This is a genomic window from Glycomyces albidus (assembly GCF_009451885.1).
Lineage (GTDB): Bacteria > Actinomycetota > Actinomycetes > Mycobacteriales > Micromonosporaceae > Glycomyces > Glycomyces albidus.
On the sequence record NZ_WIAO01000003.1, the window covers coordinates 208,965 to 230,312 of the forward strand.

General features: G+C 71.5%; 15 protein-coding genes. 7 read left to right on the plus strand and 8 right to left on the minus strand.

The window, feature by feature from the left end:
* The first annotated feature begins 11 nt into the window (after window positions 1-11).
* Entirely contained in the window at window positions 12-1,211 is a 1,200-nt protein-coding gene (locus tag GFD30_RS04365) for an FAD-dependent oxidoreductase (protein WP_153023987.1), read from the plus strand.
* A 42-nt stretch (window positions 1,212-1,253) separates the two neighbouring features.
* Here GFD30_RS04365 and GFD30_RS04370 read toward each other — a convergent pair whose 3' ends face one another.
* From GFD30_RS04370 to GFD30_RS04385, 4 genes are all read right to left on the minus strand, one after another.
* Entirely contained in the window at window positions 1,254-1,727 is a 474-nt protein-coding gene (locus tag GFD30_RS04370) for a hypothetical protein (protein WP_153023988.1), read from the minus strand.
* Window positions 1,728-1,792: 65 nt separating this feature from the next.
* The gene (locus GFD30_RS04375; protein ID WP_407648966.1) at window positions 1,793-4,243 is read right to left on the minus strand and encodes a RelA/SpoT family protein; all 2,451 of its coding nucleotides are present in this window, start codon (window positions 4,241-4,243) and stop codon (window positions 1,793-1,795) included.
* A gap of 103 nt (window positions 4,244-4,346) precedes the next feature.
* Window positions 4,347-5,240: a peptidylprolyl isomerase gene (locus GFD30_RS04380; protein ID WP_153023989.1), complete on the minus strand. Its 894-nt coding sequence runs from the start codon at window positions 5,238-5,240 to the stop codon at window positions 4,347-4,349.
* 25 nt (window positions 5,241-5,265) lie between these two features.
* Window positions 5,266-5,604 (minus strand): hypothetical protein, encoded by a 339-nt coding sequence (locus tag GFD30_RS04385; protein WP_153023990.1) that lies wholly within the window; start codon window positions 5,602-5,604, stop codon window positions 5,266-5,268.
* Between the two features lie 228 nt (window positions 5,605-5,832).
* On the opposite strand from GFD30_RS04385, the gene GFD30_RS04390 reads away from it, so the two are divergent.
* Entirely contained in the window at window positions 5,833-6,504 is a 672-nt protein-coding gene (locus tag GFD30_RS04390; protein WP_322632931.1) for an MBL fold metallo-hydrolase, read from the plus strand.
* A gap of 46 nt (window positions 6,505-6,550) precedes the next feature.
* Window positions 6,551-7,885: a histidine--tRNA ligase gene (hisS, locus tag GFD30_RS04395; protein ID WP_153023991.1), complete on the plus strand. Its 1,335-nt coding sequence runs from the start codon at window positions 6,551-6,553 to the stop codon at window positions 7,883-7,885.
* A 151-nt stretch (window positions 7,886-8,036) separates the two neighbouring features.
* On the opposite strand, the gene GFD30_RS04400 is transcribed toward hisS, so the two are convergent.
* The 4 genes from GFD30_RS04400 to GFD30_RS26150 all read right to left on the minus strand — a co-directional run bounded on the left by GFD30_RS04400 (window position 8,037) and on the right by GFD30_RS26150 (window position 12,417).
* A complete protein-coding gene (locus GFD30_RS04400; protein WP_153023992.1) occupies window positions 8,037-9,233 on the minus strand; it encodes an NAD(P)/FAD-dependent oxidoreductase in 1,197 nt (398 codons plus the stop codon).
* Window positions 9,234-9,347: 114 nt separating this feature from the next.
* Window positions 9,348-10,295 carry an RNA polymerase sigma-70 factor gene (locus GFD30_RS04405; RefSeq protein WP_153023993.1) on the minus strand — a complete coding sequence of 316 codons (948 nt, stop codon included), beginning with the start codon at window positions 10,293-10,295 and terminating at the stop codon, window positions 9,348-9,350.
* 153 nt (window positions 10,296-10,448) lie between these two features.
* Window positions 10,449-11,261, minus strand: a complete 813-nt coding sequence (locus tag GFD30_RS04410; protein ID WP_153023994.1) for a hypothetical protein — start codon at window positions 11,259-11,261, stop codon at window positions 10,449-10,451.
* A gap of 235 nt (window positions 11,262-11,496) precedes the next feature.
* Window positions 11,497-12,417 (minus strand): hypothetical protein, encoded by a 921-nt coding sequence (locus GFD30_RS26150; RefSeq protein WP_194201844.1) that lies wholly within the window; start codon window positions 12,415-12,417, stop codon window positions 11,497-11,499.
* A 353-nt stretch (window positions 12,418-12,770) separates the two neighbouring features.
* Here GFD30_RS26150 and gltB point away from each other — a divergent pair, with 353 nt between their 5' ends.
* The 4 genes from gltB to GFD30_RS04435 all read left to right on the plus strand — a co-directional run bounded on the left by gltB (window position 12,771) and on the right by GFD30_RS04435 (window position 21,183).
* Window positions 12,771-17,249: a glutamate synthase large subunit gene (gltB, locus tag GFD30_RS04420; RefSeq protein ID WP_153023995.1), complete on the plus strand. Its 4,479-nt coding sequence runs from the start codon at window positions 12,771-12,773 to the stop codon at window positions 17,247-17,249.
* A complete protein-coding gene (locus GFD30_RS04425; protein ID WP_153023996.1) occupies window positions 17,242-18,711 on the plus strand; it encodes a glutamate synthase subunit beta in 1,470 nt (489 codons plus the stop codon). Before gltB ends, GFD30_RS04425 begins: the two co-directional genes overlap by 8 nt.
* 168 nt (window positions 18,712-18,879) lie before the next feature.
* The gene (gene pyk, locus GFD30_RS04430; protein ID WP_322632932.1) at window positions 18,880-20,289 is read left to right on the plus strand and encodes a pyruvate kinase; all 1,410 of its coding nucleotides are present in this window, start codon (window positions 18,880-18,882) and stop codon (window positions 20,287-20,289) included.
* Entirely contained in the window at window positions 20,290-21,183 is an 894-nt protein-coding gene (locus GFD30_RS04435; RefSeq protein WP_153023997.1) for an acyl-CoA thioesterase, read from the plus strand.
* The last annotated feature ends 165 nt before the right edge of the window (window positions 21,184-21,348 follow it).

Here is a 21,348-nt window from a genome sequence, read left to right on the forward strand (position 1 = left end):
CCGTCGCCCGCATGACGAACCCACAGCTCCACCAGGCCAGGACCGCGCTGGTCATCGGCGGCGGCGTCGCCGGCCCGGTCGCCGCCCTGGCGCTCCGCAAGGCTGGCATCGAAGCGCAGGTGTACGAGGCCCACCATCCGGGCACCGGATCCAAGGGCGGGCCGCTCACGCTCGCCGCCAACGGCCTGAACGCCCTTCGCGTCGTGGGCGCCGACGCCGGGGTCGCCGCGGCCGGGACGCCCACCCCGCGCATGGTCATCCACTCCGGCACCGGCAAGGTCCTCGGGGAGGTCGGCTCCGACCCCGCGCTGCCCGCGGTCACCACCGTCCCGCGCGGACGCCTGGCCGAGCTCCTCCAGGCCCGCGCCGAAGCCGAAGGGATCACGGTCGTCCACGGCAAGCGCTTCGAAGGGGCCGTCGACACCGGCCGCAGCGTCATCGCCCAGTTCGACGACCACACCACCGCCGAAGCCGACGTCCTGATCGGCTGCGACGGCATCCGCTCGGCCGTCCGGGGCCTCATCGACCCCGCGATCGGACCCCGCTACACCGGCCTGATCGGCTTCGGCGGCTATGTAGGCGGGCCCGGTACCGGCGGGCCCGCCGTCCCCGACACCGGCGGCGCGTTCCACATGATCTTCGGCCGCCGCGCCTTCTTCGGGTACCTCTCCGACGGCGAGCGCACCGGCTGGTTCGCGAACCTGCCCGAGAAGCGGCTCGACCGCGACGCCCTCCGGGCCACCTCCTTCGACGAGTGGACGGCCCGCCTGCGGGCCGCCTTCGCCGACGACGCCGGACCCGCACTCCGCATCCTCGACCAGGTCACGCCCGAGAACTTCATCCCGGCCTCGCCGCTCGAGGACCTCCCGCACGTCCCCGTCTGGTCCCGCGGCCGCATCGCCATCGCCGGCGACGCCGCCCACGCCACCTCGCCCTCGTCCGGCCAGGGCGCCAGCCTCGCCGCCGAGTCCGCGGTCGAACTCGCCCGCTGCCTGCGCGACCTCCCGATCGCGCGGGCCTTCACCGCCTACGAGCACCGCCGCCGCGGCCGGGTCGAACGCGTCATCGCCGCGGCCGCCCGCACCAACCAGTCCAAGGCCGCCGGCCCGATCGCCGCCCGCTTCCGCGACGCCCTCATGCCGTTCTTCATGGCCCGCTTCGCGACCCCTGAACGCACCGCCTGGCAGCACGGCTACACGATCGACTGGTGACACGCCGAAGGCCCGCACCGCGGTGCGGGCCTTCGGATCCGGTCAGGCCTGGAGCGCGTGCTCGAGGTCCTCGATGAACCGGCGCTCCCCGTCGTTGATCGCGACCTTCTTGCTGAAGAGGCCGCCGCTGCGGGACTTGACCGCGGCGGCCACCTCGGTGGCGAGGTGCACGAGCCACGCCGTGTAGGCGGCGGCGTCCTCAGGGTCGGCCTGCTCGCGCAGCAGCACGGCGACCTCGCGGGCGAGCTTCAGGGCCTCCGGCATGGCCTCCTCGGTCACCGGCAGCTCCGAGTCCTCGTCGGCCGGGCGCTCCTTCAAGGCCAGTGCCACCGACTTCACGAACGCGTTCTCGTGCCGGTGGGCCTGCTTGAAGGCCCTCGCGCCCGCCGTGACCTCCTTGAGGAACACGAGCGGACTGGTCGAACCGTCGGAGACGATGGCCCCCTTCAGCACCACTCCCGGCGTGTTCAGGATGAGGGCGCGCTCGTCGTCGTCGAATTGGGACAGCTCCGTCATGGGCTTGCTTTCTGGTGCGCTGGTTACCGACCGGCACACTGTATCCCGATGACGCGAGGAGGCCTCTACGTGCGTTCGGCGCCGGTGAGGCGGTAGGCGTCGTAGACGCCGTCGACCTTGCGGATCACCTTGATGATGTGGTCGAGGTGCTCGGGGTTCGCCATCTCGAACGTGAAGCGCGACAACGCGACCCGGTCGCGCGTGGTGGTGACCGTCGCGGACAGGATCGAGACGCGCTCGCCGGAGAGGACCTGCGTGACGTCGGCGAGGAGCCGGTGCCGGTCGAGGGCCTCGACCTGCACGGACGCGACGAACGTGGCCTGGTCGTCCTCATGCGACCAGTGCACTTCCAGGACCCGGTCGGGCTGGAGCTCGATGCGCTCCTCGGCGTTCTCGCAGTCCCTGCGGTGCACCGAGATCACGTGGTAGCGGGTGGCGAAGCCGATGATCGAGTCGCCCGGGATCGGGTTGCAGCAGTGCGCGAGCCGCACCGGCATCTCGCCCTCTTCCATCCCGGCGACCGTGACGGCCGCGTGGATGTCGCCGTGCGCCTCGGGGACGATCCGGGCCGGCTGGGTCGGGGCGGTGGCCTCGGCCATGTCCTCGGCGGCGCCCTCGGCCCCGCCCTGGACCTCCAGGAGCCGCTGGACCACCGACGAGGCGGTGATGTGGTGCTCGCCCAGGGCCGCGTACAGCGCCTCGACGTCCTTGAGGTTGAGGTCTTTCGCGAGCGAGGTGAGGTTGTCGTGGGTGAGCATCCGCTGCAGGGGCAGGCGGCGCTTGCGCATCGCGCGCGTCAGCTCGTCCTTGCCCAGCTCGATGGCCTCTTCGCGCCGCTCGCGCTTGAAGTGCTGCTTGATCTTGGTGCGGGCGCGCGGGCTCTTGACGAACGCGAGCCAGTCCTCGCTCGGCGTCGCGTTCTCGGAGTTCGAGGTGAACACCTCGACCACGTCGCCGTTCGACAGCGTCGACTCCAGCGGCACGATCTTGCCGTTGACCTGCGCGCCGATGCAGCGGTTCCCGACCTCGGTGTGCACGGCGTACGCGAAGTCCACCGGGGTCGATCCCGCGGGCAGGGCGATGACGTCGCCCTTGGGCGTGAACACGTACGCCTCGGAGGAGGCCAGGTCGAAGCGGAGCGCGTCGAGGAACTCCGACGGGTCGGCGGCCTCGCGCTGCCAGTCGAGGAGCTGGCGCAGCCACGCCATGTCGTCGATGTGCGCGGGCGGGCCGGCCACCGTCGAGTTCTTGGTCTCCTTGTACTTCCAGTGCGCGGCGATGCCGTACTCGGCGGTGCGGTGCATCGCCCACGTGCGGATCTGCATTTCGACGGGCTTGCCGTTCGGGCCGATCACCGTCGTGTGCAGCGACTGGTACATGTTGAACTTCGGCATCGCGATGTAGTCCTTGAAGCGCCCCGGCACCGGCTGCCAGTTCGCGTGGATCACACCGAGGGCCGCGTAGCAGTCCCGCTCGTCCTCGACGAGGATGCGCAGGCCCACGAGGTCGTAGATGTCGTTGAAGTCGCGGCCGCGCACGATCATCTTCTGGTAGATCGAGTACAGGTGCTTCGGCCGCCCGGAGACCTCGGCCTTGATGCGCGAGCCCTTGAGGTGGTCCTTGACCTGGGCGACGACCTGCTGCAGGAGCATCTCCCGCTGCGGGGAGTGCTCGGAGACCAGGCGCGCGATCTCGGCGTACCGCTTCTTGTAGAGGGTCGCGAAGGACAGGTCCTCCAGCTCCCACTTGATCGTGTTCATGCCGAGCCGGTGGGCCAGCGGCGCGAGGATCTCGAGCGTCTCGCGGGCCTTCTGCTCCTGCTTCTCGGGCGGCAGGAACGTCAGCGTGCGCATGTTGTGGAGCCGGTCGGCGAGCTTGATGACCAGGACCCGCGGGTCCTTCGCCATCGCGACGACCATCTTGCGGATCGTCTCGGCCTTCGCGGCGTCGCCGAGCTTGACCTTGTCGAGCTTGGTGACGCCGTCGACGAGGAGCGCGACCTCGCCGCCGAACTCCTCCCCGAGCTCCTCGAGCCGGTAGTCGGTGTCCTCGACCGTGTCGTGCAGGAGCGCGGCCACGAGCGTGTTCGTGTCCATGCCGAGCTCGGCCAGGATCGAGGCGACCGCGAGCGGGTGGGTGATGTACGGGTCGCCGGACTTGCGGAACTGCCCGTTGTGGAGCTGCTCGGCGCGCGTGTACGCCTGCTGGAGGAGCCGGACGTCCGCACGCGGGTGCGCGGCCCGGTGGGCCGCCACGAGCGGCTCCAGGACCTCAGGGAGGGTCGAGGACTGCCAGGGCGCGTTGAAGCGCGCCAACCGGGCCCGCATGCGGCGCCCGGTCGGGGGCCCGATGGGGCCTCCCGAGGTGGGCGCGGCGTCAGCGGGTCTCCCGGACGCGGCTCGCTCGGTCACCACGCACGCCTCCTCGGTCTCCCACGGCACTTGAGTCGTCCAGGGCCGCGGTGCGGCCCCGACACGCTTAATCCTAGCCGCGGGCGGCCGCCCGGGCCGCTTCAGCTGCCCGGACTGCGCCCGCGACTGGGTCACATGCGCCTCCGGCGGTGCCGGAACGCGCTCGCGTCGCCGGCAGCGGCGTCCCCGCCGCTGCCGGACGGCACCGCTACATGACGCCGGCGGCCGCCACCTGCTCGACGATGTCCAGGCCGGAGGTGATCCGGCCGAGGATCGTGTAGTCCGCGGGGAGCGTGGTGTCCTCGTAGACGATGAAGAACTGGCTGCCGGTGGTGCCGGCGCCCGCGTTGGCCATCGCGATGGTCCCGGCCGGGTAGTTCGCCTCGGCCTCGACCGGGGTGTTCTCCTCGCCGTACTGGTAGCCCGGGGAGCCCGCGCCGGCCATCTCCGGGGTGCCGGCCTCGATCGCGGCGCGCGCGTCGGGGTCGCCGCACTGGAGGACCCAGATGCCGTCGGTGGTCAGGCGGTGGCACTGCTGGCCGTCGAAGTAGCCGTCCTGCGCGAGGAACGTGTAGGAGCCGGCGGTGCACGGGGCCTCGGCGGTCTCGATGTCGGCGGTGATCACGCCGAGGTTGGTCACGATCGTCATGACCTGCGTGCCGGCCGCGGGCTGGGTCGAGAGCGGCACCGGGCTGGCGCCGTCCATCGACGTGTACATGCACGCCTCGGTCTCGGACGCGTCCGGGGTGCTCATCTGGAGGCACTCGAGGTAGACGTCCTGGGCCGGCCGGCCGTCGGTGAGCCCTTCGGTCGGCGTGCCGGTCGCGCCCTCGCCGGAGGGCTCGACGCCCTCGCAGCGGGTCGAGGCCGCTTCGGCGTCGTTCACGAGCTGCGAGACGTCCGGGTCGGCAGAGGAGCCGCCCTCGTCGGGGCCGAGCCAGGTGAACGCCCCCCACGCCAGGAGGCCGAGCGCGACGAGGGCGGCCACGCCCCCGATGCTCCACGCGACGGTGCGCTTCTTGCGCTCTTCCTCGGCCTTGACGGCCATGCGCTGCTGCAACTGCTGGCGGGCCGCCAGTCGCTGTGCCTGTTTCGAGGCCACCGTCGGATCTCCTTCGCGGGGGTGCTTACTCGGTCTCGGTTTCGGTGGGAGTCGCGCTCGACTCCGCAGTTGTGGTCTCGGCAGTGGGGGTCGCCGCGCCGTCGGTCGGCGCGGCCGTCTCGGTCGCCAGCGGGTCCACGGACTCGGAGACCTCAGACGTGGGGGTCTCCTCGGCCGGGGGCTCGTCCTCGAAGAACCCGTCCTGCCACAGGTAGGCCAGCGTCATCACGGCCGCGACGGCGAGGAGCCCGCCCAGCGCCTGGAGCCGGCGGCGACGGCGCAGCTTGCCCGCGAGGCGCGCGTTCTTCTTCGCGTTCGCGATGCGCTGCTTGCGCTGCTCCATGTGCTTGGACTTCGCGGGCACCTGGACTCCTCATGACGTTCGCTTGTGTTGGGGGTTACGAGTTCCGCAGTCTAACCGGGTCAAGTCAGGCGCGTCACCGCAGGATGCCGTATGTAAAATCGGCGCTGCCGGGGTCGGCTCAGAGGGCCGTGCTCCCCGCTCCCGCGGGGATGAGCCCGTGTGGTCAAGTTGACCATGGGTCAGAACGACGTGGTCCCCGCCTCCGCGGGGTTATAAGGGAGAAGCCAAGTGCTCATCGAAACAGTCGTAGCCGATGCGTTCGGTACGAACTGTTACGTGCTCTCCTCGGCTCGCGGCTCGGAATGCGTTGTGGTCGACCCCGGTATCGGTGTCGCGGCCAGGCTCGACGACGTGTTCGAACAGCACAAACTGAAACCGGTTGCGGTGCTGATCTCTCACGGGCACCTCGACCACACCTTCTCGGTGACCCCCGTATGCGGCGCGAACGACGTCCCCGCCTACATCCACGCCGACGACGCCCACCTGCTCGCCGACCCCGCCCAGGGCTTCAGCGCGAACATGATGTCGCTCGTCGGCACCGGCCTCGACTGGACCGAACCCGACGACGTGCAGGTCCTCGCCGACGGCGGCGTGGTCGAACTCGCCGGGATGCGCTTCACCGTCGACCACGCGCCCGGGCACACCGCCGGGTCGGCCATGTTCCACACCGCCGGCGACGAGGCCGCGTACACGCTCACCGGCGACGTGCTCTTCCGCGGCGCCATCGGCCGCACCGACCTGCCCGGCGGCTCCGACGCGGCCATGCAGGAGACCCTCCGCACGAAGGTCCTCCCGCTCGACGACGCCGTCGTCGTCCTCCCCGGGCACGGCCCGGCCACCACGATCGCGGCCGAGCGCGCCCGGAACCCGTACCTGAAGCGGGCCGCGAACGCGCATTAGGCGCGTCCGCTCCGCTCAGTCCATCGAATTCCTTTAGGAGACACCCATGTCACGACCTCAGCCGCTCTCGGGCTTCCCCGAACTGCTGCCCCGGCAGCGGATCGTCGAGCAGCAGGTCGTCGACCATCTCCGCCGCGCCTTCGAGCTCCACGGCTTCGCGAACCTCCAGACCCGCGCGGTCGAGCCGATGGACCAGCTCCTCCGCAAGGGCGAGACGTCCAAGGAGGTCTACGTCCTGCGCCGCCTCCAGGCCGACGCGGACGGCGGCGACGCCGGACTGGGCCTGCACTTCGACCTGACCGTGCCGTTCGCGCGGTACGTCCTCGAGCACGCCGGGAAGCTCAACTTCCCGTTCCGCCGCTACCAGATCCAGCCGTGCTGGCGCGGTGAGCGCCCCCAGGACGGCCGCTACCGTGAGTTCATGCAGGCCGACATCGACATCGTGGACCTCGGGGAGCTCCCGGCCCACTACGAGGTCGAGGTGGCGCTGGTGATCGCCGACGCGCTCCGCGGGCTCCCGCTGCCGCGGGTGACCATGCACGTGAACAACCGCAAGCTCTCCCAGGGCTTCTACCAGGGCCTGGGCATCCGCGACACCGACGAGGCGCTGCGGATCATCGACAAGCTCGACAAGATCGGCCCGGACGCGGTCGCGAAGCTCCTCATCGACGAGGTCGACGCGACCCCCGAGCAGGCCGACGCCTGCCTGAAGCTCGCCTCGATCAGCGCCGCCGACACCTCCTTCGTCGACGAGGTCCGCGCGCTCGGCGTGTCCGACCCGCTCCTGGAGGAGGGCCTGACCGAGTTGGCCGCCGTGGTCGACGCCGCCGCGAAGGAGGCCCCGGGCTTCGTCGTGGCCGACATGCGGATCGCCCGCGGCCTCGACTACTACACCGGGACGGTCTACGAGACGTTCATGGAGGGCTACGAGCGCCTCGGCTCGGTCTGCTCGGGCGGCCGCTACGACAAGCTCGCCTCGGACGGCAAGCACACGTACCCGGGGGTGGGCCTGTCGATCGGCGTCTCGCGGATCCTGGTCCCGCTCCTGCAGTCCGGGCGGCTCGACGCGACCCGCGAGGTCCCGACCTGCGTGCTGGTGGCGCTGGCGAACGAGGACGAGCGGCCCGAGGCGAACACGCTGGCGCAGCGCCTGCGCCGCCGCGGGATCCCGACCCAGGTCTCGCCCTCGGCCGCGAAGTTCGGCAAGCAGATCAAGTTCGCCGACAAGCGCGGCATCCCGTTCGTGCTCTTCGCGAACGAGGAGGGCACGCAGATCAAGGACATCCGCTCGGGCGACCAGGTCACGGTCGACGTGGACGCGTGGGAGCCGCCGGCCGAGGACCTCCACCCGCGGATCACCGCCGACGGCACTGACGAGTAGCACTGGCGCGGAGTACCGCTGAGGAGCACTACCGAGCGGCACCACCGAGAGGCACCTCCGAATGGCACCGCCGATAAGCGGGTGCCGGAAACAGACGAAGAAAGGGCGGGCGCCCCGAGGGCGCCCGCCCGGTTTCCTGGGGTGTCGGTCGCTAGGCCAGGGCCTTGGTCGCCGTCGAGCCCTGGCGCCGGGCGGCGGCGAGGCGCCGGCGGCGGGCCGGGAGGCCGAAGGTCGGGTGGGCGGGGAACCAGGCCGCGCCCTTGCAGATGAACTCCTTGTACCGCGCCGCGAAGCGGCCGCGGAGCAGCGTCGGCTTGGCCTGGTCGTCGGGGGTGACGAACTGGATCAGGCCCTCGTTGCGGCCCAGGCTGACGCACTGCTGCGAGTAGGACAGCGGCGGCCGCTTGGCGGTCGCCCCGGTGAGCCGGGCGACGATCGAGTCGGCGGCGATCCACGCCATGGGCGTGCCCGAGGCGCAGGACATGCGCAGCGCCTTCCCGGTGTCGCCGATCGCGTAGCCGGCGTCGCCGACGGCGAACACGTCCGGGTGCGAGACGGAGGCCATGTCCCGGTCGACGACGATCTGGCCGTTCGCGGTGGTCTCCATGGTGGTGGCGGCCGCGATCGGGTGGACCGCGAATCCGGCGGTCCACACGGTGACCGCGGACGGGATCGCCTCGCCGTCGCCGGTGACGACCGCGTCGGCGCGGACCTCGGCGACCTCGGTGTGCTCGTGGACCGTGATCCCCAGCCTGCGGAAGACCTCCTGCAGATGCGCCCGGCCCTTCGGGGAGACCCAGTCGCCGAGGCCGCCGCGGGCGACCAGCGCGACATCAAGGTCGGGCCGGGACTCGGCGAGTTCGGTGACCGCCTCGATCCCGGTGAGGCCGCCGCCGATGACGGTCACCGTCTGCCCGGCGTCCAGGCGGGCCAGGCGCTCGCGGAGGCGCAGGGCGCCGGGGCGGCTCGCGATCTCGTAGGCGTGCTCGGCGGTCCCGGGGACGCCCTGGTCGTTCCAGCCGCTGCCGAGGGCGTACACGAGCGTGTCGTACTCGAGCTGTTCGACGCCGTTCGCGTCGACGACGGTGACGGTCTTGGCGTCCGCGTCGACGGCGGTGACCTTCGCGAGTTTCACCTCGACGTCGGTGCCGGCGAAGATCTCGCTGAACGGCCGGCGCTTGAGGTCCTGTCCGGCGGCCACCTGGTGCATCCGGACGCGCTCGACGAAGTCGGGTTCGGCGTTGACGACGGTGACGGCGACGTCCTCGGGGTGCAGCCGCTTCGCGAGGCGGCCGGCGGCGAGGGTGCCGGTGTAGCCGGCGCCGAGGACGATGATGCGGTGCTGCATGGTCGTGCTCCTGTCTGCGTGGGTTCGCACCTTGAACCGGGCAGGCCCGCGATCCCTGACAGGATCCGGCTATGAAGCACGCCACACGGCGTCACGGGGCGTGGAATCGGAGCGTCAGAAGGCGTCGAGCAGGATGGGCTCGCCGTGCTCGGCGGTCGCCCACACGGCGGTCGCCCGCTCGAGCTTGTCGGGGTTGACCTGGCTGCGGAACGCGGCGATGCCGTCCTCGCCGACCTCCAGGCACATGACGCCGATGACGCGTCCGTCGAGGACCGCGACGGCCGCGGGGCCGCCGTTGGCGGTCCACGCGTACACCTCCGGCGAACCGCCGATGATCTTGCGCTTGGCCTCGGCCGGCCGGAACAGGCCCCACAGGAACTTCGCGACCGCGGTCGCGCCCACGTAGGGCTTCGTGCGGGCCGGGATCTTGCCGCCGCCGTCGCCGATCGCGGTCGCGTCGCCGGTGAGCAGCTCCACCAGCGGTGCGACAGACCCGCTCGTGGCGGCCGCGAGGAACTCCTCGACGATCTTCCGGGCTGCGGCGCCGTCGATCTCGGTGCGGGCCTTGCCTTCCGCGATGTGGCGCTTGGCGCGGTGGAAGATCTGCTGGCTCGCGGCCTCGCTGATGTCGAGGATCTCGGCGATCTCGCGGTGCGGGTAGTCGAACGCCTCGCGCAGCACGTACACGGCGCGTTCGTTGGGGGACAGGCGCTCCATGAGCGTCAGCACCGCGTAGGAGACCGACTCGCGCTGCTCGGCGGTGTCGGCCGGGCCGAGCATCGGGTCGCCGCCGAGGAGCGGCTCGGGCAGCCACTCGCCGACGTAGGTCTCGCGGCGCGCCCGCGCCGAGGTGAGCTGGTTCAGGCACAGGTTCGTGAGGACCTTCGTCAGCCACGCCTCGGGGACCTCGATCGCGGCGGTGTCGGCGGCCTGCCAGCGCAGGAACGCCTCCTGCACGGCGTCCTCCGCTTCCGCGGCGGAGCCGAGGAGGCGGTAGGCGATGGCCTCCAGGCGCGGCCGGGCGGCCTCGAACCGGTCGACGTCGTTCGCGGTCAGGGTCATGGGGCGATCCTAACGCGCACGGCGGGCGAGAGCGGCCTCGTTGGGGCCGTAGGCCATTCGGCTCCCATTCGCGGCTGCGGCTCTCGCCCGCAATGATGATCGCGCTATTCGAATGCGTTTCCGGGCGCCTCTCGGCGGTGTGCTCCGAGCCGTCTATTCGACCGGTCGGACGCAGTAGATCGCGGTGATCGAATCGATCTCGGGGTCCCAGTCGCGGCCGGCCGCGATCGCGGTGTCGGTGTAGTAGTACTGGGTCCACTCGAATCCGTCGCACGCGTCAGCGGCGGCCACCGCGTGGTACGGATCGGTCGGGTCGGGGTCCGCGGGGCTCTGCTCGATGTGGACGACGTACCAGTACGCGTCCGCGGATTCGCAGTCCACCACGTAGAACCCGGTCTCGACGTTCTCGATGCACTCGCCCTCTTCGGGGACGCGGTATGTCGACTCGCCCTCGGCGGTGGTGGCCTCCTCTGAAGGCTCGGCCGCCGAGGTCTCCTCCTCGGCCTCCGTCGTCTCCTCGGCCGCCTCGGTCGTCTCCTGTGCGACCGGGTCGTCCTCGTTCCCGCCGAGGCTCAGCGCGAGGACCGTGCCGCCGATCGCGACCACGAGGATCACGGCGACGAGGCCGACGATCAGCGTCGTGTTGCCGCCGCTGCGCGGCGGCGGAGGCGCGGCCTGGCCGGGCTGGAAGGCGCCTCCCGGCGGGCCGGGCGGCGGTGGCGGCTGGAAGCCGCCGGTGGGCTGGCCGGGCACGTAGCCGGGCGCGCCGGGGGAGTACGGCTGCCCGGGCGGGGCGCTGCCGGGGTGCACGTTCAGCGGCGGGTTGCCGTAGCCGGTGCCGGGCCCGTACGTGTCCGGGCGCGAGTACGGGTCGGCGTCCGTCGTGTAGTGCTGGGGCGCCGAGGGCTGGCCGTAGCCCGGCTGCTGCTGCGAGGGGTCGAAGGGGTTCGGGGGCGGGTAGGTCATGGCGGCTCTCCGTCGGGTGGCCGTGCTCGGGGCGGTTCGGGTCCATCATATTGCGCCTGCGCGACAGGGCCCTCCGATGACGGCCTCCGGCCGCGGGGCTCTCCGGTGGCGATCTCCGCCCGCGGGACCCTCATGCGGCGACGGCCGACTGCGGGCGACCGGCTCTTCGATCCCGGGCCCGGAAACGGCGAGGGCCGCCCCCGCGGTGCGGGAGCGGCCCTCATGTACCGCGTCGTTAGACGTTGTCGCTGGAGCAGTAGGCGCCCCAGACGAGCCCGTCGCCGCCGATGAGCGGCGTCGCGTAGTACCCGGAGTTCGGGCACCCGCCGACGGCGGTGGTGTAGTCCCAGCTCGCCTCCTCGACCGGCGGGTCGTAGGCCTCGGTCTCCTCGACGATGTAGACGGCGCCGGCCGCGGAGCAGTCGATCTTGTAGCCCTCGCCGTCGGTGCAGTCGCCGGTGGTCGGGGTGACCGGGAGCGCGCCGTTGGCGTTCTCCTTCTCGATGGCGGTCAGGCACAGCAGGTAGTCGACCTTGCCGCCGTCCCAGTCGTACACGTAGAAGTACGACTCCCACACCTGGCCGAACGCGCCGCGCAGGGCGACGGCGCCGCACTCGGTCTCGATGCCCGCGTAGTCCTCGAGCTCGCCGAGCGAGTCGGCGCGCAGGTCGGGGTCGTCGACGACCTTGTTGACCGTCCAGAACGCCTCGGTGGCCTCGCACTCGGCGGTGAGGCCGGCCGTCGGGTCGGTGTCGGTGGTGTCCGTGGTGGTGGTGAGGTCCTCGATCAGACAGTCGCCTTCGGCCACCGAAGCCGAGGTGTCGGAGTCGGTGAGGTCGTCGAGAGCGTTCCCGGCGTCGCCGTCGTTCTGGACGAGGCGGAAGACGAACACCGCGCCGATGATGAGGACCGCGAGGACGGGCACGGCGATCTTCCACACCAGGCCGCCGCCGCCACCGCCGCCGGCGGGCGGGATCGGGGGCGGGGCGCCGTACGGACCGCCGGGCGTTCCGGGGGGCGGCGGGTAGCCGGGCTGCTGGCCGTAACCGGGCTGCGAGGGCTGCTGCGGCTGGGGGGCGTACCCGCCCGGCTGCTGCGGCGGGTAGCCCGGCTGCTGCGGCTGCTGTCCGTAGCCAGGGGGCGGGGGATAGGTCATTGGTGAATGGCTCCTTGCGAACGTACTCTGAGAGAGGGGTGCTTGCACGGGATGGGCACCGTGCGATATGGGATCACTCTAACCACCCGTATCCACCGGCCCGCACGGCCCGCCCCCGACCGATCCGCTGTTACAACACCATTACGCGTCCGTTGCGCTCGACCTGAGCGCGCGTTCAGAAAAACGGCGCGACCTGCTCGGATCGTAGGACGATGGTGTCCGCCAGATGAGCGATGCATTACACTCGGCTGACACTTTGCATTCTCTCGGGCCGACGTCGTCCCGTATGAAACACCGCTGTGCTCCGGCGACCCCACACTGCTGCGAGCGCTCGACGACGAAGGAGGCCACGGTTGGTTTCTGCCCTGCACACCGAACCCGGTCTTTACCGCCCCGCCTGGGAACACGATGCCTGCGGCGTCGCCTTCGTCGCGGACATGCAAGGCCGGGCCGCCCACGACGTCATCGAGCGCGGACTCTCCGCGCTCGTGCGCATGGAGCACCGCGGCGCCACCGCACCCGACCCCGACTCGGGCGACGGCGCGGGGATCATGCTGCAGATCCCGGACGCCTTCTACCGCGACGCGGTCGACTTCCCGCTGCCCGCCGCCGGGCACTACGCCGCCGGCCTCGTCTTCACGCCCGAAGGCGACGACGAGACCCTCCGCGCCCGCGCGATCCTCGAGAAGTACGCCGTCGCCGAGGGCTGCCGCGTCCTCGGATGGCGCGACGTGCCCACCGACCCGTCCGGTCTCGGCGCCGCAGCGCTGGCCTCCAAGCCCCGCGTCTCCCAGGTCTTCCTCGCCGCCGAGGACGCCGCCGCCTCCGGGATCGACCTCGACCGGCTCGCGTTCTGCGTCCGCAAGCAGGCCGAGCGCGAACTGCGCGAGCGCCACCTCGACGGCGCCGCGATCGTCAGCCTCTCCGCCCGCACCGTCGTGTACAAGGGCATGCTCACGCCCGCGCAGGTCCCGCAGTTCTACCCCGAGCTCGCCGACGAGCGCCTGGCCTCCGCGATCGCCCTGGTCCACTCCCGGTTCTCCACCAACACGTTCCCGTCGTGGCCGCTGGCCCACCCGTTCCGGATGGTCGCCCACAACGGCGAGATCAACACGATCCGCGGCAACCGCAACTGGATGACCGCCCGCCAGGCCGAGCTCGCGACCGCGGCCCTGCCCGGCCGCCTGCGCCGCCTGTTCCCGATCAACACGCCCGGCGGCTCGGACTCGCTCAACTTCGACGAGGTCGTCGAGCTCCTGCACCTGGGCGGGCGGAGCCTGCCGCACGCGATGCTCATGATGGTGCCGGAGGCGTGGGAGCACAACGCGACCATGGACCCCAAGCGCCGCGACTTCTACCGCTACCACGCCTCGATCATGGAGCCCTGGGACGGACCGGCCGCGGTCTGCTTCACCGACGGCGTCCAGATCGGCGCGGTCCTCGACCGCAACGGCCTGCGCCCCGCCCGCTGGTGGCGTACCACCGACGACCTGGTCGTCCTCGCCTCCGAGGCCGGCGTCGTCGACATCGACCCCGCCAAGGTCGCCCAGAAGGGCCGCCTCGAGCCGGGCCGCATGTTCCTGGTCGACACCGAGGCCGGCCGCATCGTCGACGACGAAGAGGTCAAGGACGCGCTCGCGAAGGAGCACCCCTACGGGGACTGGCTCCACGCCGGGCTCATCCGCCTCGAGGAGCTGCCCGAGCGCCGCCACGTCCCGTACGACCCCGAGACCGTGCGCCGCCGCCAGCTCACCTTCGGCTACACCGACGAGGAGCTGCGCATGTTCCTCGCCCCCATGGCCGCCAAGGGCGAGGAGCCCCTGGTCTCCATGGGCTCCGACACGCCCATCGCCGGGCTCTCGAAGCGCCCGAAGCTCCTGTTCGACTACTTCACGCAGCTGTTCGCGCAGGTCACCAACCCGCCGCTGGACGCCATCCGCGAGAAGCTCGTCACCGCGCTGGGCACCACCGTCGGCCCCGAGGGGAACCTCCTCGAGCCCGGCCCGCACTCGTGCCGCCAGATCGAACTGGCCCGCCCGATCCTGTCGAACGAGGAGCTCGCGAAGATCCTTCACATCGACGAGGACGGCGACATGCCCGGCTTCAAGGCCGTGCGCGTCTCCGGGGTCTACAAGGCCCGCCACGGCTCCCGCGGCATGAAGGACCGCCTGGTCGAGATCTGCCGCCACGTGTCCGAGGCCATCGAGGACGGCGTGCGCATCCTCGTCCTCTCCGACCGCGACTCCACCGCCGACCTGGCGCCGATCCCGTCGCTCCTGCTCACCGCCGCGGTGCACCAGCATCTCGTGCGCGAGCAGACCCGCACGAAGGTCGCGCTTCTGGTCGAGACCGGCGACTGCCGCGAGGTCCACCACGCCGCGGTCCTCCTCGGCTACGGCGCCGCCGCGATCAACCCGTACCTGGCGTTCGACTCCGTCGAGGAGCTGTGCGCGCAGGGCGTGGTCGACGTGAAGCCGGAGCAGGCCGTCGAGAACTACATCAACGCGCTCTGCAAGGGCGTGCTCAAGGTCATGTCGAAGATCGGCATCTCCACGATCGCGTCCTACACCGGCGCGCAGATCTTCGAGGCCGTCGGGCTCGACGCCGACTTCGTCGACCGCTACTTCACCGGCACCGACTCGCTCGTCGGCGGCATCGGCCTCCAGACCCTCGCCAAGGAGGTCGCCGAGCGCCACCGCGCCGCCTACGAGCGCCCGGTCGAGGCCAGCGAGCCGCTGCCCCCGGGCGGCGACTACCAGTGGCGCCGCGAAGGCGAGGTCCACCTGTTCAACCCCGAGACGGTGTTCCTGCTCCAGCACGCCACCCGCTCGGGCCAGTACGAGGTGTTCAAGCGCTACACCGACAAGGTGAACGCGATCGCCGCCGACTCCGGGCTCCTGCGCGGCATGCTCGGCTTCGACGACTCCCGCGAGCCGGTCCCGCTCGAGGAGGTCGAACCGGTCGAGGCCATCGTCAAGCGCTTCCACACCGGCGCGATGTCCTACGGCGCGCTCTCCAGCGAGTCCCACGAGACCCTCGCCATCGCCATGAACCGCCTCGGCGGCCGCTCCAACTCCGGCGAGGGCGGCGAGGACGTCGACCGCCTCTACGACCCCGAGCGCCGCTCGGCGATCAAGCAGGTCGCCTCCGGCCGCTTCGGCGTCACCTCCGAGTACCTGGCCACCGCCGACGCCATCCAGATCAAGATGGCGCAGGGCGCCAAGCCCGGCGAAGGCGGCCAGCTCCCGGGGAACAAGGTCCACCCGTGGATCGCCAAGACCCGCAACGCGACTCCGGGCGTCGGGCTCATCAGCCCGCCCCCGCACCACGACATCTACTCGATCGAGGACCTCGCCCAGCTCATCCACGACCTCAAGCACGCCGGCGGCGGCGACGCCGAGGTCCACGTGAAGCTGGTCTCCGAGGTCGGCGTCGGCACCGTCGCCGCGGGCGTCTCCAAGGCCAAGGCCGACACGATCCTCATCTCCGGCTACGACGGCGGCACCGGCGCCTCCCCGGCCAACTCGATCAAGCACGCGGGCACCCCGTGGGAGATCGGCCTGGCCGAGGCCCAGCAGACGCTCGTCCGCAACGGGCTGCGGGACCGCGTCAAGCTCGAGGTCGACGGCGCCATGAAGACCGGCCGCGACGTCGTCGTCGCCGCGCTCCTGGGCGCGGAGGGCTTCGGCTTCGCCACCGCTCCGCTCGTGGTCGCCGGCTGCGTGATGATGCGCGTCTGCCACCTCGACACGTGTCCGGTCGGCGTCGCCACCCAGGACCCGGTCCTGCGCCAGCGCTACACCGGCTCGCCGGAGTTCGTCGAGAACTTCTTCCGCTACATCGCCGAAGAGGTCCGCGAGATCCTCGCCGAGCTCGGCTACCGCTCGCTCGACGAGGCGATCGGCAACGTCGAGCGGCTCCGCCAGGTCCCCGCCCCCGGCCGCAAGGCCGCCCGGGTGGACCTCGCGAACGTGATCGCCGCGCCGGTCGCGGGCCCGCGCGTCCAGGCCACGGTCCAGGACCACGGCGTCGCCGACACCCTCGGCGCGAAGCTCGTCGAACTCGCCCGGCCGGCGATCGACGACGCCGAGCGGGTCGAGGCCGACCTCCAGATCCGCAACACCGACCGGTCCGTCGGCGCGCTCCTGGGCGCGGCCGTCTCCCGCGCGCACCGCGAGGGCCTGGCCGACGACTCGATCAAGATCACCTTCCGCGGCACCGCCGGCCAGTCGTTCGGCGCGTTCCTCACCCGGGGCGCGACGTTCAAGCTCGTCGGCGACGCCAACGACTACGTCGGCAAGGGCCTCTCGGGCGGGCGCCTGGTGCTCACGCCCGACGCCGGGGCCCCGTTCGCGGCCGAGGACAACGTGATCGCCGGGAACACGCTCCTGTACGGGGCGACCTCCGGCGAGGCGTACATCCGCGGGAAGGTCGGCGAGCGCTTCGCCGTCCGCAACTCCGGCGCCGTCGCGGTCGTCGAAGGCGTGGGCGACCACGGCTGCGAGTACATGACCGGCGGCACCGTCCTCGTCCTCGGGCCGACCGGCCGCAACTTCGCGGCCGGCATGTCCGGCGGCGTCGCCTACGTGTGGCGCCTGGACGAGTCCCGCACCAACACCGCGCTCGCGGACCTGGACCCGCTGTCGGCCTCCGACATCGACCTGGTCCACTCGCTGCTGCTGCGCCACGGCCGGGCGACCGGCTCGGCGGTCGCGGCCGAGCTGCTCGGCAACTGGCCCAAGGCCGCCAGCGGCTTCACGAAGGTCATCCCCCGCGAGTACAAGGCCGTTCTCGCCCTCCAGCAAGCCCAGACGGAGGCCGCCAATGCCTGACCCCAGCGGATTCCTCGAGCACCAGCGCGAGGTGCCGAAGAAGCGCCCGATCCCGGTGCGCATCCTCGACAACCGCGAGGTGTACACCCGCACGACGAACGAGCTGGTGAAGGCTCAGGCGTCGCGCTGCATGGACTGCGGCATCCCGTTCTGCCACAACGGGTGCCCCCTCGGGAACCGGATTCCCGAGTGGAACGACCTGGCCCGCACCGACCGGTGGGGCGCGGCGATCGAGCAGCTGCACGCGACGAACAACTTCCCGGAGTTCACCGGGCGGCTGTGCCCGGCGCCGTGCGAGGCCGCGTGCGTGCTCGGCATCGGGGACGACCCGGTGACGATCAAGAACATCGAGGTCGAGATCATCGACCGGGCCTTCGACGACGGCAACGTCGAGCCGCGCCCGGCCGCGTTCGCGACCGGCAAGTCGGTGGCGGTCGTCGGCTCCGGCCCGGCCGGCCTGGCCGCGGCCCAGCAGCTCGCCCGCGCGGGCCATTCGGTGACGGTGTACGAGCGCGACGACGCCCCCGGCGGGCTCCTGCGCTACGGCATCCCGGACTTCAAGCTGGAGAAGCACCACATCGACCGCCGCGTGGCCCAGATGGAGGCCGAGGGCGTCGAGTTCCTGTGCGACGTGAACGTCGGCGTCGACTTGAGCGCCGCCGATCTGCGCGAGCGCCACGACGCGGTGGTGCTGGCCGTGGGCGCGCTCGAGGGCCGCGAGACCGACCAGCCCGGCCGCGAGCTCGCGGGGATCCACCAGGCGATGGAGCACCTGGTGGGCGCCAACCAGGTGGTGGCGGGCAAGGCCCCGTTCGCGCCGATCGACGCCAAGGGCAAGCACGTGGTCATCATCGGCGGCGGCGACACCGGCGCGGACTGCCTGGGCGTGGCCCACCGGCAGGGCGCGGCCTCGGTCCGCCAGCTCGACCTGTACCCGATGCCGCCGGCCGACCGGGATGCCGAGAAGGACCCGTGGCCGACCTGGCCGGTCATCGTCCGCAACTACCCGGCCCACGAAGAGGGCGGGGAGCGCGACTACGGTTCGGCCGCGGCCGAGTTCATCGGCGACCAGCACGGGCACGTCCGCCAGATGCGCCTGTCCGAGGTCCGGGTCGACAAGTCCCAGGGCCGCCGCGACGTGATCCCGGTGCCGGGCACCGAGCGGGTCGTCCCCGCGGACCTGGTCCTGCTGGCGATCGGCTTCGCCGGGACCGAGGACCAGCCGCTGCTGCGGCAGCTCGGCATCGAACGGACGCGGCGCAACGTGATCGACTGCGGCGAGGACTGGCAGACGGACGCGCCCGGCGTGTTCGTCGCGGGGGACGCCCACCGGGGCGCCTCGCTCATCGTGTGGGCGATCGCCGAGGGCCGCGCCGCGGCCGCCGCGGCGCACCGCTACCTCGGCGGCCAGACGGCGCTTCCGGCGCCCGTCACCGCGTCCGCACAGCCGCTCGCGGCATAAATGCAATAGGCGGAATTGAGCGCAGTAAATGCGTTGGGGCGCGCGTGCCCCGGACGCACTGCGCTCAATTCCGCCTACGCTCTTTTTGCATTTCCGGTGCGGTGAATTCCAGCTCTCAACTGCGGTGACCCCGTGAGTGCGAGTGAGCGTCCGATATAACATCGCAGGGTGACTCGTAGAGCTAAAATCGTCTGCACCATCGGGCCTGCGACCGCCACGCCCGAGCGCATGGCCGGCCTGATCGACGCTGGTATGAACGTCGCCCGCATGAACTTCTCCCACGGCGCCCAAGCCGACCACGAGGCCGTGTACCAGATGGTGCGCGAGGCCGCCGCGGCCGCCGGGAAGCCCGTCGCGATCCTCGCCGACATGCAGGGCCCCAAGATCCGCCTCGGCACCTTCGCCAACGGCTCGGAGCAGTGGAACGCCGGCGACCGGATCAAGATCACCTCCGACGACGTCGAGGGCACCCACGACCGCGTCTCCTGCACGTACAAGAAGCTGCCGGGCGAGGTCTCCAAGGGCGACCGCCTCCTGGTCGACGACGGCAAGCTGGCGCTCGAAGTGCTCGGCGCCGACGACACCGACGTGGAGTGCCTGGTCGTCGAGGGCGGCCCGGTCTCGAACAACAAGGGCCTGTCCCTGCCGAACGTGGCGATCTCCGTCCCGGCGCTGTCCGAGAAGGACATCTCGGACATGAAGTTCGCCCTGAACCTCGGCGTGGACCTCATCGCGATGTCGTTCGTGCGCACCCCCGACGACGTGCGCCTGGGCCACAAGGTCATGGACGAGGTCGGCGTGCGCCGCCCGATCATCGCGAAGGTCGAGAAGCCCGAGGCCGTCGCGCGCCTCGAGGAGATCGTCCTGGCCTTCGACGGCGTCATGGTCGCCCGCGGCGACCTGGGCGTCGAGATGCCCCTCGACGAGGTCCCGATCGTGCAGAAGGAGATCGTGCGCCTCTGCCGCGAGAACGCGAAGCCGGTCATCGTCGCCACCCAGATGCTCGACTCGATGATCGAGAACGCGCGCCCGACCCGCGCCGAGGTCTCCGACGTCGCCAACGCGGTCCTCGACGGCACCGACGCCGTGATGCTCTCCGGCGAGACCTCGGTCGGCAAGTACCCGATCGGCACCGTCCGGACCATGGCGAAGATCGTGGAGACCACCGAGTGCGGCCCCATCGGCCTGCGCGAGCTGCTCCACGACCCGAAGACGAAGTCCGGCGCGGTCACCCACGCGGCGGCGGAGATCGCCGACGCGATCGGCGCGAAGGCCCTCGTCGCGTTCACCCAGACCGGTGACACCGTCAAGCGCCTGGCCCGCCTCAAGCCGGACCGCCCGATCTACGGCCTGACCCCGATCGAGTCGGTCCGCAACCAGATGGCCCTCTCGTGGGGCACCGACTCGTACCTGGTCGAGCACGTCGACCACACCGACCAGATGTTCCAGCTCGTCGACAAGACCCTGCAGGAGCACCACCTGGCCGCTCCCGGCGACCTCGTCGTCATCGTGGCGGGCACCCCGGCGGGCACGCCGGGTTCGACCAACACGGTCCGGGTCCACCAGATCGGCTCGTAGATGGTCGAGGTCCTCGTGGGACAGGACGCCGTGGACTCGCTCCTCGGCGTCCTGGACCTGGAGCGCATCGACACCGGCCTGTTCCGCGGGCCGCGCGCCGAGGTCGGCCTCCAGCGGGTCTTCGGCGGCCAGGTCGCCGGCCAGGCCCTGGTCGCGGCCGGGCGCACCGTCCCGGCCGACCGCCGGGTCCACTCGCTGCACGGCTACTTCGTGCGCCCGGGCGACTCCACCAAGCCGATCATCTACCAGGTCGAGAACATCCGCGACGGCCGCTCCTTCTCGGTGCGCCGCACGGTCGCCCTCCAGGGCGGGCAGATGATCTTCTTCATGTCGGCGTCGTTCCACACCGGCGAGCCGGGCCTGGAGCACACCGACCCGGCCCCGGACGACCTGCCGGACCCCGAGTCGATCCCGCCCCTGAGCGAGCAGCTCAAGTCGCACCCGGACCGGCTCGGCATGTGGGCGCGCGTGCCCCGGCCGATCGACGTGCGGTACATCGGCGGCTCGGGCTTCTCCGCCTCCGGCGAGCGCCCGGCCCTGGAGCGGCAGCGGGTGTGGATGAAGGCCGACGGGGTCCTCCCGGACGACCCGCTCATCCACATCTGCGTCCTGACGTACGCCTCCGACCTGACGCTGCTGGACTCGGTCCTGTCCCGCCACGGCGCGGTGTGGGGCCCCGGCGGCTACCTCGGGACGAGCCTGGACCACGCGCTGTGGTTCCACCGGCCGTTCCGGTTCGACGACTGGATCCTCTACGACTCGGTCTCCCCGACCGCGGCCGACGGCCGCGGCCTGGCCCAGGGCCGGTTCTTCGACGCCTCGGGCGTGCACATCGCCTCCGCGACCCAGGAGGGCCTGCTGCGGCAGACCCCCGAATCCCCCGGCGTTCCGTAGCGGCGGGGTCCCGTAGCGGCCCGGTCTTGAAGCGACCCCGTCCCGTGGCGGCCCGGTCGCGGCGTCCCGCAGATCAGGACGCCCTTCACCGACAGTGACCGACCCCCTTGAGACCGATTTCACCGGTTTCAAGGGGGTCGGTCCTGGTAATAGGTGAATGTTATG